10 protein-coding genes are annotated in these 14,465 nt (G+C 55.1%); 6 read left to right on the top strand and 4 right to left on the bottom strand.

The window, feature by feature from the left end; translation table 11 throughout:
• Positions 1-6 precede the first annotated feature (6 nt).
• Positions 7-3,162, top strand: a complete 3,156-nt coding sequence (gene oqxB / locus ACPXSQ_RS05775; RefSeq protein ID WP_072138745.1) for a multidrug efflux RND transporter permease subunit OqxB — start codon at positions 7-9, stop codon at positions 3,160-3,162.
• A 108-nt stretch (positions 3,163-3,270) separates the two neighbouring features.
• The gene (locus ACPXSQ_RS05770) at positions 3,271-4,560 is read left to right on the top strand and encodes a dienelactone hydrolase family protein (RefSeq protein ID WP_426143091.1); all 1,290 of its coding nucleotides are present in this window, start codon (positions 3,271-3,273) and stop codon (positions 4,558-4,560) included.
• 143 nt (positions 4,561-4,703) lie between these two features.
• Here ACPXSQ_RS05770 and ACPXSQ_RS05765 read toward each other — a convergent pair whose 3' ends face one another.
• A complete protein-coding gene (locus ACPXSQ_RS05765; protein WP_014605889.1) occupies positions 4,704-5,198 on the bottom strand; it encodes an RrF2 family transcriptional regulator in 495 nt (164 codons plus the stop codon).
• 187 nt (positions 5,199-5,385) lie between these two features.
• Entirely contained in the window at positions 5,386-6,570 is a 1,185-nt protein-coding gene (locus ACPXSQ_RS05760) for an MFS transporter (protein ID WP_210456233.1), read from the bottom strand.
• A gap of 198 nt (positions 6,571-6,768) precedes the next feature.
• Here ACPXSQ_RS05760 and tus point away from each other — a divergent pair, with 198 nt between their 5' ends.
• A complete protein-coding gene (tus, locus tag ACPXSQ_RS05755; RefSeq protein ID WP_014605891.1) occupies positions 6,769-7,698 on the top strand; it encodes a DNA replication terminus site-binding protein in 930 nt (309 codons plus the stop codon).
• Between the two features lie 33 nt (positions 7,699-7,731).
• On the opposite strand, the gene fumC is transcribed toward tus, so the two are convergent.
• Complete coding sequence (gene fumC, locus ACPXSQ_RS05750; RefSeq protein WP_042676472.1) at positions 7,732-9,129, bottom strand: class II fumarate hydratase; 1,398 nt, start codon at positions 9,127-9,129, stop codon at positions 7,732-7,734.
• Between the two features lie 198 nt (positions 9,130-9,327).
• Here fumC and manA point away from each other — a divergent pair, with 198 nt between their 5' ends.
• The 3 genes from manA to add all read left to right on the top strand — a co-directional run bounded on the left by manA (position 9,328) and on the right by add (position 13,345).
• Positions 9,328-10,503: a mannose-6-phosphate isomerase gene (manA, locus tag ACPXSQ_RS05745; RefSeq protein WP_105087533.1), complete on the top strand. Its 1,176-nt coding sequence runs from the start codon at positions 9,328-9,330 to the stop codon at positions 10,501-10,503.
• A gap of 132 nt (positions 10,504-10,635) precedes the next feature.
• Positions 10,636-12,135, top strand: coding sequence for a YdgA family protein (locus tag ACPXSQ_RS05740; RefSeq protein ID WP_013025708.1), 1,500 nt, complete (start codon positions 10,636-10,638; stop codon positions 12,133-12,135).
• Between the two features lie 214 nt (positions 12,136-12,349).
• Entirely contained in the window at positions 12,350-13,345 is a 996-nt protein-coding gene (gene add, locus ACPXSQ_RS05735; RefSeq protein WP_028715104.1) for an adenosine deaminase, read from the top strand.
• A gap of 43 nt (positions 13,346-13,388) precedes the next feature.
• On the opposite strand, the gene ACPXSQ_RS05730 is transcribed toward add, so the two are convergent.
• Positions 13,389-14,429, bottom strand: coding sequence for an oxidoreductase (locus tag ACPXSQ_RS05730; RefSeq protein WP_028722333.1), 1,041 nt, complete (start codon positions 14,427-14,429; stop codon positions 13,389-13,391).
• Between the last annotated feature and the right edge of the window lie 36 nt (positions 14,430-14,465).

The raw sequence follows: 14,465 nt of genomic DNA, 5'->3' as shown, positions 1-14,465 counted from the left end.
GTTGTTATGGATTTTTCCCGCTTTTTTATTGATCGGCCGATCTTTGCCGCCGTGCTGTCCGTCTTGATTTTTATGACCGGGCTGATCGCCATCCCGCTGCTGCCCATCAGTGAGTATCCGGACGTGGTGCCGCCCAGCGTGCAGGTGCGTGCCGAATATCCCGGCGCTAACCCGAAAGCCATCGCCGACTCCGTGGCAACGCCGCTGGAAGAGGCGATTAACGGCGTTGAAAACATGATGTACATGAAGTCCGTGGCCGGTTCTGACGGTGTGCTGGTGACCACCGTGACCTTCCGCCCGGGTACCGATCCGGATCAGGCGCAGGTTCAGGTGCAAAACCGCGTAGCCCAGGCCGAGGCGCGGTTGCCGGAGGACGTGCGACGTCTCGGGATCACGACGCAAAAAATGTCGCCGACCCTGACCTTAGTAGTGCATCTGTTTTCCCCTAATAACACCTACGATTCGCTCTATCTGCGTAACTACGCCACGTTGAAAGTCAAAGATGATCTGGCCCGTCTGCCGGGCGTGGGGCAAATCCAGATTTTTGGCGCGGGTGAATACGCGATGCGCGTCTGGCTCGATCCCAACAAAGTGGCGGCGCGCGGCTTAACCGCCTCGGACGTTGTGAAAGCGATGCAGGAGCAGAACGTACAGGTTTCTGCGGGGCAACTTGGGGCGGAACCGTTAAAAAAACAGAGCGATTTTCTGCTGTCCATTAATATGCAGGGACGGCTGGAAAACGAGCAGCAGTTTGGCGATATCATTCTGAAAACGTCAGAGGACGGCTCACTGGTCCGGCTGCGTGACGTGGCGCGCATTGAAATGGGTTCAGGCAGCTATGCCCTGCGTTCGCAACTCAATAACAAAGACGCCGTCGGTATTGGTATTTTCCAGGCACCAGGCGCCAATGCTATCGATCTGTCAAACGCGGTGCGTGCCAAAATGGATGAACTGGCCACCCGTTTCCCCAACGATGTGAAGTGGGCTGCGCCTTACGATCCCACCGTGTTTGTTCGCGACTCCATTAAGGCTGTGGTGCAAACCCTGCTGGAAGCGGTGTTTTTAGTGGTGCTGGTGGTGATTCTGTTCCTGCAAACCTGGCGCGCTTCCATTATTCCCCTGCTGGCGGTTCCGGTATCCGTGGTCGGCACCTTTAGCGTGCTGTATCTGCTTGGGTTCTCGCTCAACACGCTAAGCCTGTTCGGACTGGTGCTGGCCATCGGTATCGTGGTGGACGATGCCATCGTGGTGGTGGAAAACGTTGAACGCAATATTGAGATGGGACTGTCACCCAAAGCCGCTGCCCATCAGGCGATGCGTGAGGTATCCGGCCCGATAATTGCCATCGCCCTCGTGCTGTGCGCGGTATTCGTGCCCATGGCGTTTCTGTCGGGCGTGACCGGCCAGTTTTACAAACAGTTCGCCACCACGATTGCGATTTCAACCGTGATCTCCGCCATCAACTCACTGACCCTGTCTCCCGCACTGGCCGCGATGTTACTGAAGGATCATCAGGCCCCCAAAGATATGCCGACGCGCCTGATCGACAGGCTGTTTGGCTGGATTTTCCGGCCGTTTAACCGCTTCTTTCAGCGTAGTGCGCACGGCTATGAATCGATGGTGGGGAAAACCCTGCGTCGCCGCGGCGCGGTGTTTGGTGTTTACCTGGTGTTACTGGCTGGCGCGGGCTGGATGTTTCATGCGGTGCCAGGTGGGTTTATTCCCACTCAGGACAAGCTTTACCTGATCGGCGGCGTCAAAATGCCGGAAGGCTCGTCGCTGGCGCGCACCGATGAAGTGATTCGTCAGATGAGCGAAATCGGCCTGCAAACGGAAGGCGTGGCCTATGCGGTGGCCTTCCCCGGCCTGAACGCGTTGCAGTTTACTAATACGCCGAACAGCGGCACGGTCTTTTTTGGCCTGAAGCCGTTCAGCGAACGTAAACAAACGGCGGCGCAGATAAACGCGGAGATCAATGCGAAAATTTCCCGCATTCAACAGGGATTTGGCTTTTCAATTATGCCACCGCCTATCCTGGGGCTAGGCCAGGGTTCGGGCTATTCCCTTTACGTTCAGGATCGGGCCGGACTGGGCTATGGCGCACTGCAGACCGCGATTAACACCCTCTCGGGCGCGGTTATGCAGACGCCGGGCATGCATTTCCCGATCTCCTCTTATCAGGCCAACGTGCCACAGCTGGAGGTGCAGGTTGACCGCGATAAGGCGAAAGCACAGGGCGTAGCGTTAACCGATCTGTTCAGTACGCTACAAACTTATCTGGGTTCATCCTACGTTAATGACTTTAACCGTTTTGGACGCACCTGGCGCGTCATGGCGCAGGCCGACGGGGAATTCCGCGACAGCGTTGAGGACATCGCGAACCTGCGTACCCGTAACGACCGCGGTGAGATGGTGCCGATTGGCAGCATGGTGCACATCACCACGGCCTACGGCCCCGATCCGGTGATTCGTTATAACGGCTATCCGGCGGCTGACTTGATCGGCGATGCCGATCCACGCGTGCTCTCATCGGCGCAGGCGATGCGTCAACTTGAAACGATGTCGGGTCAGCTGCTGCCGAACGGCATGAATATCGAATGGACCGATCTCAGCTATCAGCAGGCGACGCAGGGTAATACGGCCCTGATTGTTTTCCCTGTCGCTGTCCTGTTGGCGTTTTTAGTGCTGGCTGCACTGTATGAGAGCTGGACGCTGCCGCTTGCGGTGATCCTGATTGTGCCGGTGACCATGCTGTCTGCCCTTGTGGGCGTCTGGTTAACCGGTGGGGATAACAACGTATTCGTGCAGGTTGGACTGGTCGTGCTGATGGGGCTGGCCTGTAAGAACGCCATTCTGATTGTGGAGTTCGCCCGCGAACTGGAGATTCAGGGCAAAGGCATTACAGAAGCGGCGCTGGAAGCCTGCCGTCTGCGCCTGCGTCCTATCGTAATGACCTCTATCGCCTTTATTGCCGGCACGATCCCCCTGATTCTGGGTGAAGGTGCGGGTGCTGAAGTGCGTGGCGTTACCGGCGTTACCGTGTTCTCCGGTATGTTAGGCGTTACGCTGTTTGGCTTGTTCCTGACGCCGGTGTTCTACGTGACGCTGCGCAAGCTGGTGACGCGTAAAGCCGCTCAGCAGCGCTTACAGAACGCGCCATAATGGAGTCGACAGCGGGCGATGAAAAACCGCCTGCTGTCATCCCTCCGGCTTCATGCTTTCCCACCTGCTTAGCGCACCGCTTTTGCTTTTAAAAATAAAACCCCGTTAATGGACGAGGCAGAATTTCGCCGTCGCATGCATGACATAGTTATGGCTGATAATGTGACGGACGCGCTATCCCGCATGATTGATAGTCTGTCGCCCGCTCTTGTGACCTCCAAAAGCAAAAAGCAAAAGGAAATGTTCAGAATGCCGTTTCGTTTTCAGCGCAATATGATGATTCTGTGCCTGCTTGTGATTTCACTTCCTTCAATTAGCTTGCCCCTTTCGCAATACCAGCAATTTGATGGACTGATAAGAGCGCCCCTTACTCTTGAGGTGACGCTGAGCAATGGCCAGTTCGCTGAGCTTGATGCCTTTGTAACCCGACCCAGCGGAACCGGTGCCGCACCGCTGGTCTTGATAACTAACGGGACTGAAGGCTCCCGGGCCTTTGATCGCGGCATCATGAATCCAAACCGTATGTCAGGCACGGCTCTGGCGTTTGCACGCCACGGCTATGCTGCAGTGGTGGTGTTACGCGAAGGCTATGGCCACTCAAGCGGAAACGCAGAATATGCGGGCGGTTCATGTGAGCAGCCGCGCCATCAGCTGGCCGGGCAGCGAGATCGGATGGATCTGCTGGCCGCGCTGGCTGTACTGCAAAGACAGCCCTGGGCATCGCGGGAAAACGCGATTCTGGCTGGCATGTCTTCCGGCGGCTTTGCCGTTCTGGCAACCAGCGCGGCGAATCCGCCTGGCGTTAGCGCAGTCATTAATTTTGACGGCGGCCGGGGCGCGAATAAAGATAAATCGCTTTGTGATGGACCGGGTCTGCTTACCGCATTCGAACGCTACGGTGCAACGGCACGTCTCCCCTCGCTCTGGCTCTACTCTGCCAACGATCAGGATTTCTCGCCTGACATGGGAAGAACGTTTTATGACGCCTATCGACGTCAGGGCGGCAGCGCTGAATTTCGTGAAATGCCCCCCTTTGGTAAGAATGGGCATGTTTTCATGGATAGTGCGCCTGAAGCATTTTGGTGGCAGACGGTTTCCACGTTTCTACAGGCTCATCATCTGCCTTACCAAGAGGTTGTCTCTCTTCCCGACACCACCTTGCCCGTGCCTGCGGCGTTAAATAAAGCCGGGGCGGAGGCGTTTAAACATTACACCTCGTCCCGTCTGTATGAAAAAGCCTTCGCGATCGGTCCGGAAGGCGCATGGGGAAGCGCCTATTGGGCCAGAACCGGCGACGATGCGGCCAGCATCGCCCTTGAATATTGCAATACCTTTAACCGTGGTGATAAAGGCAGTTGCAGGCTGTATGCCATCGGTGATGCGGTTGTTTTACGCTAAGCCTGCACGCTAAAAAAAATGATGGGCCGGGCAGAAAGGACAGTGCCCTGTAACAGGGGGGATAATCATGGTGACGGGCAAAATGTGACGCGCGGCAAAGCGCTGTTTCCTTGAGGGACAATCAACACATAAAAAAAGCCGCATCAGCGGCTTTTTTTGCACTCGCTTTCAGGCTCTGCCACATCAGGTTCCGGTACGGCGGTACAGTTGCTGGTATCGTGGGTTTTCAGCTCATTTAAGGCATCGGCCACCGTGCGTTTGGCCAGGACCGCGAGTGAGGCCTGCTCGGCTTCTTCTGCGATAGATTTAAAATACCAGCACAGGTTGGCGCTGACCAGGCAACGCGGCGCGACGTCCGGGCGCGCAGCCCAGAGTTTTTTATCATCAGTGACGGAAACATAAATATCACGCAGGGTGATGTCTGCCGCCGGTCGGCCAAGATGAATGGAGCCGGTGCGTCCCAGCGTAGACACAATAATGCCGTCACGCGTTAATGGCACCATCAACTTGCGGATAAAACTCGGGTTTGCTTCAAGCCCGTAAGCGAGAATCGCGCTGGTAGAGCGTTTTCCCATTTGCTCCGCCATCGCCACGCTCAGAACCATTTGCAAAGCTGTCGGGAAGCGATAATCAAGCATCTTTGTATCCTGAATTGCGGTGCGTTTTTGTTGTTGTATTGCCGCATGAGTGAACAATGAATCAGCTGTAAATATAACAAAGGCGGTGGGTTTTTAGAAGCAAGAGGCCCGCGACAAGGCACATATTCACCACACTGAAGCCGTCAACAGCACAAGGTGCTTACCGCCATTCTGCTTGCCGATTCGCTTAAGGCGCTGCGTTGACCGGTGCGGGAAGCCGTTTTTTTAACGCCACCACCATCAGCAGGTTCAGCACGGCGAGCGTGCAAAGCAGCCATAAGGTGGCGTCTGCGCCCAGGGTGGCAAACACATAGCCAAACACCAGCGGCGTTATTGCCTGGCCCATTAGCGCCGGACGCGCCATTCTGCCTGCGAGCACGGCATAGGCTTCCGGTTTGACCATCACCAATGGCAACGTGCCCCGCACAATCGCACGCAGGCCGTTGCCTGCACCGTAAAGGATCATGCTGAACAACGCCGTTTGAGGAAACAGCGCCAGCAGCACCAGGCCCAACGCGACGAATCCAACAGAAAAAAACGTGGTCCAGATGGGATGACTCCCTTTGAAAACCATATCGATAATCCGCGAAGCCACCTGGCACGGCCCCAGTATGGCGCTGATCGCCAGCGCCGAGGCCAGGCTGTAACCGCTCGCTTCCAGCAGGGTAATAAGCTGCACGGAGATGGCCGTCATGATGACCGATGCCAGGGTGAAAATGGCACACAGCAGGCGAAACAGTACCACAGGCAAATCGGCCTCAGCGGCAGGCGGGCTTTGACGTTTAACCGCTACGGGCGGACTGCTCTGCGGCAGTGCAAAGAGATAAACGGGCAGAACGCAAACCAGTAACAGTCCGGCGATGGCAAAACAGGCGCCGCGCCAGTCAAGCCAGTGGATCAGCAGTGCCGTTCCCGGCCAGACCAGGCTGGTGCAGAAACCGGAAATAAGCGTTATGCCGGTTATCGCGCTGCGCGCATGTCCGCCATAGCGAGTGCCCAGGGTGGCAAAGAGCGCATCGTACAGCCCCATCGCCATGCCCACGCCAATGATGACCCAGGCCAATAAAAACACAGGTAAATGATGGCTGAACCCCATGAGGATCAACCCTGCCGCCATCACAAAGCCATTTAACGCCAGCATCAAACGCCCGCCGGTCCGGGCAATCATGTGCCCACAGCGCGGAGCCAGTAGCCCGGAAACCAGAATGCCTAACGAGAGCCCACCATAAACCCACTGTTGCGACCAACCGGTCTCCGCCACGATGGGCGCGGCCATCACCGCCATCAGATAAAAGGATCCGCCCCAGGAGAGGATCTGAACCAGCCCCATAAGGACAATGCTGAATGAACCGGGCTTTTTGATTACGTCCATGTCGGGAATCCGTTAGCGAGCGAAGCGTTTTTATAACATGTTAATGCAATAGAAAAAACGGGGGCCACTTTTTCCTGCCTGCGCCGAATGGCGGCACGGTTTTAATAACACGACTAATAGTATGTTGTAACTATATTCGCTATTGCAGCGCCTTGCGACTTCTGCCACATTGAGCATGTTGTAACTATGGAGAACAGAATGGCGCGCTACGATTTAGTGACTGACATGCAGCAATGCGTAAAAGATCTTGAGCAGGCGTTAGGTGCCTTGCGGCAGCAGATTGAGTCGCTACCGCTATTGATTGCCCGGGTCTTTCGTTTACCGCCCGTCGAAAAAGGTCATGAGCATGATCCTGTGACGCAACTTGCCGTTGAGCAGCTGCTTGGCATTCAGGCGCGAGACATGGCCATGAATCACTACTGCCGGCTGTTTATGCAACATCAGTCGGAAAAGCTCAGTACTAAAGCCGCCGTGCGCTTGCCAGGTGCGCTTTGTCTTGCGTGCAGCGAACAGGAAGAAACGGAGCTCACTGAGCGCATCGCGGGAATCAATCACCTTAAAGCCCGGCTGGAGCACCTGATTACGGTGGAGTCCGGCCTGCCCTCTGAAGCCCGCTTTGAGTTTGTCCATCAGCATTTACGAGGGCTAATCACCCTGAATGCCTACCGGACCATCACCGCGATCCCGGCACCGGAAAGTGTACGTTTTGGCTGGGCCAATAAGCAGGTGATTAAAAACGTGAAACGGGAAGAGATCGTTGCCCAACTGGAAAGAAGCCTGAAAGCGGGCCGCGCCCAGGCGCCCTGGACACGAGAACAGTGGGCAGAAAAGGTTCAACAGGAGCTGGCAGATGTCCGCGCCCTGCCCGCCTCAGCACGTCTCAAGATTAAACGCCCGGTGAAAGTGCAGCCTATTGCGCGCATCTGGCGCGCAGAAGAGAAAAAGCAAACCCAGCTGGCCTGCCCGTCACCGATTCTGGTGCTGTGCCGCGACCGCAGTCAGGTGCCGCAGTTGGGTGAGCTGCTGAATTATGATGCCGACAATATTACGCATCGTTATAAGCCAGCCGCCGAACCGCTGTCTTTGCTGATCCCCCGGCTGCACTTATGGGTTGATTGTCTGGTGTGATGTCAGGGCCGTGAAGGCCCTGACGTGCCTGACTCACTGCTTCATGCTGCCAACCATCTCTTCCGGGCGAACCCAGGCATCAAACTCGTCTTCAGTCAGATAACCCAGTTTCAGCGCCGAGGCTTTAAGCGTTAAGCCTTGCTTGTGAGCCTGCTTGGCAATTTCCGCCGCTTTGTCATAACCGATGTGGGTATTTAACGCGGTAACCAGCATGAGCGATTCGTTGAGTAACTGTTCAATTCGCTCACGCACCGGCTCGATACCGGTCGCGCAGTGGTGGTTAAAGCTGTCCATGCCGTCGGCCAGTAAACGAACCGATTGCAGGAAGTTATGAATAATCATCGGACGATAAACGTTCAGCTCGAAGTTGCCTGACGCACCGCCCATGTTAATCGCTACATCATTTCCCATCACCTGGCAGCACAACATTGTCAGGGCTTCACACTGGGTTGGATTCACTTTGCCCGGCATAATGGAGCTGCCCGGTTCATTTTCCGGAATAGCAATTTCACCGATACCACAACGTGGGCCCGATGACAGCCAGCGCACGTCGTTGGCAATCTTCATCAACGACGCCGCCAGCCCTTTAAGTGCGCCGTGCGCATGCACCAGCGCATCGCAGGTTGCCAGCGCTTCAAATTTGTTGGGCGCGGTCACGAAGGGTTGTCCGGTCAGGTCGGCCAGTGCTTTAGCCACGCGAACGGCATATTCAGGATGCGTATTCAACCCGGTTCCTACCGCCGTTCCACCCAGCGCCAGTTCTCCAAGGTGCGGAATGCTCTGTTCGATGTGCCTGAGGTTATGCTCAAGCATGGCAACCCAGCCCGAGATTTCCTGTCCCAGTGTTAACGGCGTGGCGTCCTGGAGATGGGTGCGGCCAATTTTAACGATGTCTTTAAACGCCTCAGATTTGGCGCTCAGCGTTTGTTTAAGCACGTTCAGCTGTGGGATCAGATGTTCACGCACCGCAATGACGGCCGCCACGTGCATGGCGGTGGGAAACACATCATTCGAACTCTGGCTCTTGTTGACATCGTCGTTAGGATGCACGAGGCGCGCCATACCGCGCTCTCCGCCGAGCAGCTCACTGGCCCGGTTAGCCAACACTTCATTCATGTTCATGTTGGTCTGGGTACCTGAACCGGTCTGCCAGATTGCCAGGGGGAATTCGTCACTGTGCTTGTCCGCTAACACCTCATCGGCGGCGTTCACGATCGCTTCCGCCCGCTCGGCCGGTAATAAGCCCAGATCCCGGTTAACGCTCGCGGCGGCGCGCTTGGTCATTGCCAGCGCATGAACCAGCGCGACAGGCATTTTTTCTGTCGAGATGCGGAAGTGCTCCAGTGAGCGCTGTGTCTGAGCGCCCCAAAGTTTCTCAGCCGGTACATCAATTGGCCCCATTGAATCTTTTTCAACGCGATTGGCTGCCATGATTTTCTCCTTAGCACAGTTTTAGATAAGACTTAGCGTCATCGGTTGTCGATTAGCCCCTGTCTGACGCGGTTAAACTTACACAATTTTTTAACATCCTCCGAGCTTAGCATCCTTCTTGCGCGGGATATGTATTTTCCATGGCGGTTTCTGGTTTAATAAGCGCAGTCTTTTTCCGCCAGTAAGGCAATTAAAAAAATGAAAAAAATGATTAACTCCCTGCAAAATTATGCATGGGGCAGTAAAACCGCTTTAACCTCGCTGTATGGCATAGCCAATCCAAAGCAGTTACCGATGGCTGAATTGTGGATGGGTGCGCACCCTAAAAGCCCATCGACTGTGGAAGAACATGGCAAGCCCCGTTCGTTACGTGATGTGATTGCGGCCAATCCGCAGCAGATGCTGGGCGATGCCGTGGCGAAGCGCTTTGGCGAGCTGCCTTTTTTGTTTAAAGTGCTTTGTGCCGATCAGCCGCTGTCCATTCAGGTGCATCCCTGCAAACGCGCTGCCGAAGAGGGTTTTGCGCGTGAGAATGCCGCGTCAGTCCCTCTCAATTCCGCAGAGCGCAATTATAAAGACGCTAACCACAAGCCCGAACTGGTCTATGCGCTGACGCCCTTCAAAGCCATCAACGGTTTTCGCGAACTGAACGAAATGGTTTCGCTGCTGGAGCCGGTTGCCGAGGCACACCCGCAGATCGCCCATTTCCTGCGCCAGCCCACTTTGGAAAATCTTGCCCAGCTGTTTTCCACCCTGCTTTCCCTTGAAGATGATGAAAAAACGCAGGCGTTGCGCGTACTGATGACCGCCGCACAGCAGCATCATGGCGAGCCATGGCAGACTATCAACGACATTGCGGAAGTGTATCCGCAAGACAGCGGCCTGTTTTCACCGCTGCTGCTTAACGTGATCACGCTGCAACCCGGCGAAGCCATGTTCCTGTTTGCCGAAACACCGCACGCCTACCTGCACGGCGTCGCGCTGGAAGTCATGGCCAACTCTGATAACGTGTTACGCGCGGGCCTGACGCCGAAATATATCGATATCCCAGAATTGATGGCCAACCTTGCATTTAAAGAAAAGCCGGCCAGTCAACTGCTCACGCAACCCGAGCAGCACGAAAACAGCCTGAATTTCCCCGTACCCGTGGAGGATTTTTCGTTCTCTATTCATGCGCTTACTGATAAGCCGCTTTCTGTCCATCAGGACAGCGCTGCGTTGCTGTTTTGCATTGATGGCGAGGCGACGCTCGTCTGTGGTCAGCAGCAGCTGGTGCTCAAACCTGGCGAATCCTGTTTCGTGGCAGCCAGCGATCCGTCTCTGACCATTGCAGGTCACGGCCGTGTTGCACGCGTATTTAATGAGTTAAGCTGAGACGGCTGACGTCACCGCGCTTAACTGCTATTATTTCAATCTATTAGCTAAAAATGCCTGTGGGCGCTTTTTCATCCGCCGTTTGGCGCGGTCTGTCAGGCGGGTGAAATCAAGGATAAGGACGATTCAGCAATGAAAAAGACTCAAGTTGCCGTTGGTGTGGTAGTTGCTCTGGGCGTAGTCTGGACAGGTGCGGCATGGTTTACCGGCAAAAAGCTGGAAAGCAATATGGATCAGATGATCCAGAACGCCAATGCCCAGTTAACGGCGATGGCCCCGAACAGTCGTCTTAAAGTGAGCTATCAGGATTATCAACGCGGCATTTTCAGCAGTAAAATGAATGTGGTTATCCAGGCGAGCTCGCAGACGGAAGACAACCCGCTGCTAAAACCCGGCCAGAGCATCATTCTGAATGAACAGATCGATCACGGTCCTTTCCCGTTTGCCCAGCTGAAAAAATTCAACCTCATTCCCAGCATGGCCTCTGTTCACACCACGCTGGCAAATACCGATGCGGTTAAAAAACTGTTTGAGCTGACCAACAACCAGTCGTTTATCAATGCTGAAACCCGCGTGGGATACAGTGGAAGCACCGATACCGCGGTGAATATTCTGCCCATCGATTATCAAAATGCACAAACGGCGCAGCGTGCGGCCACCAGCGGCGGCACGGTGAATATCAGCGCAGATAACAAAGGCGATAAAGTTTCGCTGGACAGCGACATCGACAGTATTGCGATCACCAGCAAAAACCAAGTCGATCAGCCGGTCATGTTTACGTTAAACGGACTGAAGCTTAAAGCCGATACGCACCTGACCAGCGAAGGCGTTCGCATTGGCGATCAGTCAATCAGCGTGGATAAACTGGCTGCCGCCGTAAACGGACAGGACGCGGTGATCCTGAATAAGATGGTCGGTGATTCTGCTTTTGATAATAAAGCGGGCAAAATCAGTGGCGACATCAACTATAAAATTGATGGCGTGGAAGTGCAGAAACAAAATCTGGGCCAGTTCGCATTAAAAATGAAGCTGTCTCAGTTCGATGCGCAAAGCGTAAAAACCTTCTCTGACAACTACAACGCACAGCTGACCACGCTGATGAATCAGCCGGGCGTGGAAGATGATCCGGTTCGTTTCCAGAACGGTGTTCGTGCCATTCTGCTGAATAATCTGCCTACCCTGTTAAAAGGTGCGCCTACCGTTAGCGTTGCACCGCTGAGCTGGAAGAACGATAAAGGCGAAAGCACCTTTAATCTGAACGTTAATTTTAACGATCCGTCGACGGTAACGGGCGAGCCGCAGACGCTGGCCGCATCGGTTGATCGCGTGCTGAAAACGCTGGATTTAAAACTCTCTGTGAATATGCCAATGGCAACCGAAACCATGCGCCATATTGGCCTGGCTGAGGGCTATCAGGCGGACGACGCGCAGAAGCTGGCGGATCAGCAGGTCAAAGGCCTGGCAGCGATGGGACAGATGTTCCGTCTGACACAAACCCAGGACAACAATATCGTTACCAGCCTGCAGTATGCTAACGGCCAGGTAAATATGAACGGCGACAAAATGACGCTGGAACAGTTTATGTCGCGTTACATGCTGGGCGTGCCAACCAACGAAGGCATGCCAGAGTAAGCGTTGTCTTCTGGAATCAGGCGGCCTTTGGCCGCCTTTTTTATGCCAATGCCTGGCGGGTGTGCCGCTGCTGGTAAATTCATTCAGTGCCCATCACGCAACTTTGCGCAATTTATCAGCACCTGACTCACTTGTTGCGCAAATTGCTGGCGTTGTTGCGCAAGATATTTTTATAATGCTCTGCACTTTACAGATACCCGGACGAGTGCACTCCATGATTGATTCAAAACTTCCGCTTACCGACATTCATCGCCACCTTGATGGCAACATCCGTGCACAAACCATTCTTGATTTAGGCCGCCAGTTTAACCTGTCCTTGCCTGCCACTACGCTTGAAGCCCTGCGCCCGCATGTGCAGGTAACGGAAACACAGCCGGATCTGGTGAGCTTTCTGCAAAAGCTGGACTGGGGCGTAAAAGTGCTGGGCGATCTTGACGCCTGCCAGCGCGTGGCGCGAGAGAACGTGGAAGATGCCGCCAGAGCAGGCATTCATTACACCGAGCTGCGTTTCTCGCCGGGCTACATGGCGATGACCCATAATCTGCCGATTGCAGGCGTGGTCGAGGCGGTCATTGATGGCATAAAAGCCGGATGCCAGCAGCATGATATCGACGTGCGTTTAACCGGCATCATGAGCCGCACGTTTGGCGAACAGGCCTGTCTGGATGAGCTCAACGGTTTACTGGCCTTCCGCGACCATATCACCGCCGTCGACTTAGCCGGTGACGAGCTGGGTGCGCCGGGGAGTCAATTCCTCAGCCACTTTGCCCGCGCGCGTGATGCCGGTTTTCGCATTACGGTTCATGCTGGTGAAGCAGCAGGCCCGGAAAGCATCTGGCAAGCCATTCGCGAATTAGGCGCTGAACGTATCGGTCACGGCGTGAAAGCAATTGAAGATCGCGCGCTGATGGATTACCTGGCGGAGCACGCGATCGGCATCGAATCCTGCCTGACCTCCAATATTCAAACCAGTACCGTGTCCTCGCTGGCCCAGCACCCACTGAAAGTCTTCCTGGAGCACGGCGTTCTGGCTACGATTAACACCGACGATCCTGCGGTACAAGGCATTGAGCTGGCCCATGAATACCTGCATGCCGCCCCGGCGGCAGGGTTAAGCCAGGCTCAGATGCGACAGGCCCAGGAAAATGGCCTGACGATTGCCTTCCTGAATGAGGCGGAAAAAGCGGCCATTCGGGCGAAGGTGCAGTAAACAACAAGGCCGCTGATTCAGCGGCCTTTTTTTCGCGTATTGACTATTTTAAAGACAACGTCTGGCGTTTTTCTGCCGACTGTAGCCCTCGCTCAATCAGCTCCATCACCTGAATTGCCTCTTCAGCAGTGACCGGGTTAGCGCCTCGTCCGTTAATGGCATCACGGATCCCCGCATAGTAGGCCGGATAGTTGCCAGGCTGTGTCAGGCAGGTTTTCTCGGTCATGCTATCACCCTCAACCTGCGTTAGCGTGCCATCGCGCATGTCGTAGCCCCACTCTTCGCTCGGCGGAAAATCACCGGCTTTGAGACGATCTTCCTGCGGGTCCAGACCGTATTTCACATAGCTGCCTCGCGTACCGTGAACCGTATAGCGCGGTGATTCTGCCGCCGCTAACATGCTGGCGTGGAGTACCACACGTCGCTGAGGATAGGTTAACGTGGCGTGGAAGTAGTCGGTCGTTTGTGCGCCGGGACGCAGTTCAGCTAAATCCACATTGATCGCCACCGGTGGTCCAAACAGCTGCAGCGCCTGGTCCAACAGATGCGGGCCTAAATCGAACCAGATGCCGCTGCCCGGCCCTTTCATTTCACGCCAGCGCTGGCGAACCTCCAGCCGGAAGCGGTCAAAGTGCGATTCAAAATAGCGCACTTCCCCCAGCTCGCCCTCGGCAAGTAAGGCTTTTAGCGTCAGGAAATCGCTGTCCCAGCGGCGGTTGTGGAACACAGACAGCAACAACCCTTTGGCTTTGGCTAGCGCATCCAGCTCGCGCGCCTGTGACAACGTCACGGTAAAGGGCTTATCAACGACCACGTGCTTGCCCGCATTCAGTGCCGCTTTGGCCAGGGGAAAATGCGTATCGTTGGGGGTGGGGATGACAATCAGTTGTAGGGTGGGATCGTCCAACAGCGCCTGAGGATCGGCCACCACCTTTACGGAGGGCCAGTCGGCATTGACTTTGCTGGCATCGCTGCTGGAAATGGCTGCCAGCTCAACATCCGGCGTTCCCGCAATCAGCGGGGCATGAAATGTTTTACTGGCAAAGCCATAACCAATGAGTCCAACTCGCAGTTTCTCGCTCATTCCTTTTCCTCTCTATTCGCTAACCAGACTGATTTA

This window comes from Pantoea sp. EEL5 (genome assembly GCF_049892805.1).
GTDB classification, from domain to species: Bacteria; Pseudomonadota; Gammaproteobacteria; order Enterobacterales; family Enterobacteriaceae; genus Pantoea; species Pantoea ananatis.
The sequence above is the reverse complement of the archived record's forward strand: the minus strand, read 5'-3'. Positions and strand labels throughout refer to the sequence as shown.

Bases quoted from the DNA above. Each gene is read 5' to 3' on its own strand.
- oqxB (WP_072138745.1), top strand. From the start codon at position 7: ATGGATTTTTCCCGCTTTTTTATTGATCGGCCGATCTTTGCCGCCGTG.
- ACPXSQ_RS05770 (WP_426143091.1), top strand. From the start codon at position 3,271: ATGGACGAGGCAGAATTTCGCCGTCGCATGCATGACATAGTTATGGCT.
- ACPXSQ_RS05765 (WP_014605889.1), bottom strand. From the start codon at position 5,198: ATGCTTGATTATCGCTTCCCGACAGCTTTGCAAATGGTTCTGAGCGTG.
- ACPXSQ_RS05760 (WP_210456233.1), bottom strand. From the start codon at position 6,570: ATGGACGTAATCAAAAAGCCCGGTTCATTCAGCATTGTCCTTATGGGG.
- tus (WP_014605891.1), top strand. From the start codon at position 6,769: ATGGCGCGCTACGATTTAGTGACTGACATGCAGCAATGCGTAAAAGAT.
- fumC (WP_042676472.1), bottom strand. From the start codon at position 9,129: ATGGCAGCCAATCGCGTTGAAAAAGATTCAATGGGGCCAATTGATGTA.
- manA (WP_105087533.1), top strand. From the start codon at position 9,328: ATGAAAAAAATGATTAACTCCCTGCAAAATTATGCATGGGGCAGTAAA.
- ACPXSQ_RS05740 (WP_013025708.1), top strand. From the start codon at position 10,636: ATGAAAAAGACTCAAGTTGCCGTTGGTGTGGTAGTTGCTCTGGGCGTA.
- add (WP_028715104.1), top strand. From the start codon at position 12,350: ATGATTGATTCAAAACTTCCGCTTACCGACATTCATCGCCACCTTGAT.
- ACPXSQ_RS05730 (WP_028722333.1), bottom strand. From the start codon at position 14,429: ATGAGCGAGAAACTGCGAGTTGGACTCATTGGTTATGGCTTTGCCAGT.